The organism is Dokdonella sp., assembly GCF_049593775.1.
In the GTDB taxonomy this organism is placed as follows: domain Bacteria; phylum Pseudomonadota; class Gammaproteobacteria; order Xanthomonadales; family Rhodanobacteraceae; genus Dokdonella.
The window spans coordinates 1-2,442 of the sequence record NZ_JBAWHJ010000351.1; the positions used below are offsets into that span (position 1 = coordinate 1).

Genomic DNA, 2,442 nt, shown 5'->3' on the forward strand with positions numbered 1-2,442 from the left:
GGCTCAGATCGAGCACCGAGGCATAAAACCACTCGTTCTGCGAAGCCATGTAAACATCTTTGTGCGCGATCTGGATGCTCACTGGCCCCAGTTCTCCGCCACCGTAAACGATAGCCGGCACGCTGCCCGCACGACGCAGGCGGCGGCTCGCACCCTTCCCCTCGTCCTTGCGCAGCTCTACCGAAAGCTCATGTGTCTTTGCCATTTTCGTGTTGCCTTTTCTTGAGTTGATTCGCCTCACGGCGATTTGAAAACTCCCCCGCGACCAGGAGAGTTGTTGAAACCGGGAATGGAGAATAGAGAATGGGGAGTCGGTAGAAGCCTCAAGGCCGCTCTACCACTCTCCATTCCCTATTCCCCGTTCTCCGCTACTAATCTACGTACAGCGAGCTGACCGATTCGCCAAAGGCGATCCGGCGGATTGTTTCTGCCAGTAGTTCGGCGACCGAAAGCTGGCGTATCCGCGTGCAAGCCTGCGCTTCTGCCGACAATGGAATCGTGTCGGTCACGACCAGCTCATCGAGCTGCGAACCTTCGAGATTCCTGATCGCCGGACCTGAAAGCACGGCGTGTGTGCAATAGGCCACCACCTTGCGAGCGCCCTGGCGCTTCAACGCCGCGGCAGCTGCGCACAAGGTGCCAGCAGTATCGACGATGTCATCGACAAGTACGCAGACCTTGTCGTTGACCTCACCAATAATGTTCATCACGGTCGCTTCGTTCGGTCGCGGCCGGCGTTTGTCGATGATGGCCAGATCGGCATCGTCGAGCCGCTTGGCCAAGGCCCTGGCACGCACCACGCCACCGACATCAGGACTGACCACGATCAGGTCATCGTTGGCGTAGTAACGCCAGATATCGGCCAGCAGCACGGGGGACGCATACACGTTGTCCAGCGGAATATCGAAGAAACCCTGGATCTGGTCTGCATGCAAATCTACCGTCAACACGCGATCCGTACCTACGGCGCCAATCATCTTGGCGGCCACCTTCGCCGTGATTGCCACGCGCGCAGAGCGCGGGCGACGGTCCTGCCTCGCATAGCCGAAATACGGCAGCACGGCGGTGACGCTGGCGGCTGAAGCGCGTTTTAGCGCATCGACAAGCACCAGCAACTCCATGAAATTGTCTGCCGTCGGCGCCGAGGTGGGCTGCACCACGAACACTTCCTGCCGGCGGACGTTTTCCTCGATCTCTATCTGGACTTCACCATCGCTGAAGCGCCCGACCTGGGCCTTGCCAAGCGGCACGCCCAATTCCGTGCAGATCGCCTGGGTCAACGGACGATTCGCATTGCCGCTGAACACCAGGATGCTGGACGTACTCGCTGCGGTGCTCAAAGGACACTCCGTCATGCTTGATGGCTGCCAAACTGGCAGCGTGGACAGGTCCGCGCCCGATACTCCGGACGTGGCTGGGGCGGCAGGATTCGAACCTGCGAATGCCAGGATCAAAACCTGGTGCCTTACCACTTGGCGACGCCCCACCAAGAAACTTTAAAATCCGAAGTTCAGCCTGAAAACGACTGATTCATGCGACGTGCCCGCCATTTACGGGCAACATCGCAAGCAAGGGCGAACGATTGACCCCCCGTACGACCCATGCGCGCATGCCGGACGGACACTGGTCGACAATTGCTTGCGCCCGGTCCATGTCCACCACCACAAAGACAGATGCTCCGGTGCCGCTCAGTCGCGAATCTCCGAATTGGCCCAGCCAGTCCAGCGCCTGCGCCACTTCAGGATACCGCGCCCTCACGACCGGTTCGAACGCATTTCGCGCACTTGCCCCGGAAACGAAGCCCGCAATTGTCAAGGGTGCGCTATCGCGTGTCAATTCGGCGCACTGAAAAAGCTCGGCGGTGGGTACTCCTGTCCCGGGATAGACGACCACGTAGCACTGATCAGGCAAGTCCAGCGGCGTGAGTTGCTCTCCGACACCCTCCGCGAACGCACTGCGCCCATGAACAAAGACCGGAACGTCCGCCCCGAGGCAAGCCCCGAGTTCCGCCAGCTCCGAGATACCCAGGCCGCAATTCCACAGCAAATTGAGTGCCACCAGCGTGGTTGCCGCGTCCGAACTGCCACCACCCAGGCCGCCGCCCATCGGAATCTGCTTGTCGATGCGGATCTCCGCACCCAGTCCAGTGGACGTGGCTCGCTGCAGGAGTCTGGCCGCTCGCACGACAAGGTCGTCCTGCTCAGCCACGCCGGGCAAAGCACCTATCCGCCGAATCGAATCATCCCGGCGAATACGGAGATGAATGGTGTCACCCCAGTCGAGAAGCTGGAACACTGTTTGCAACAGGTGGTAGCCATCTTTGCGGCGACCGGTGACATGCAGGAACAGATTCAACTTGGCCGGAGCCGGCCATGCCGTCCACCCGCCACCCGATTCAATCACGGCATGGCCCATCGTTGGATCGCCAGACGAACCTTGTAT

The 2,442-nt window shown here is 60.2% G+C and carries 2 protein-coding genes, 1 tRNA gene and 1 pseudogene; all 4 read right to left on the bottom strand.

Annotation, left to right across the window (positions count from 1 at the left end; genetic code table 11):
• Positions 1-205, bottom strand: a pseudogene (locus WBP53_RS12170) (50S ribosomal protein L25/general stress protein Ctc); the annotation flags it as partial.
• A 166-nt stretch (positions 206-371) separates the two neighbouring features.
• A complete protein-coding gene (locus WBP53_RS12175; protein WP_423929293.1) occupies positions 372-1,340 on the bottom strand; it encodes a ribose-phosphate diphosphokinase in 969 nt (322 codons plus the stop codon).
• A 71-nt stretch (positions 1,341-1,411) separates the two neighbouring features.
• Positions 1,412-1,486, bottom strand: a tRNA-Gln gene (locus WBP53_RS12180).
• 44 nt (positions 1,487-1,530) lie between these two features.
• Entirely contained in the window at positions 1,531-2,415 is an 885-nt protein-coding gene (gene ispE, locus WBP53_RS12185) for a 4-(cytidine 5'-diphospho)-2-C-methyl-D-erythritol kinase (protein WP_423929295.1), read from the bottom strand.
• Between the last annotated feature and the right edge of the window lie 27 nt (positions 2,416-2,442).

Bases quoted from the DNA above. Each gene is read 5' to 3' on its own strand.
- ispE (WP_423929295.1), bottom strand. From the start codon at position 2,415: ATGGGCCATGCCGTGATTGAATCGGGTGGCGGGTGGACGGCATGGCCG.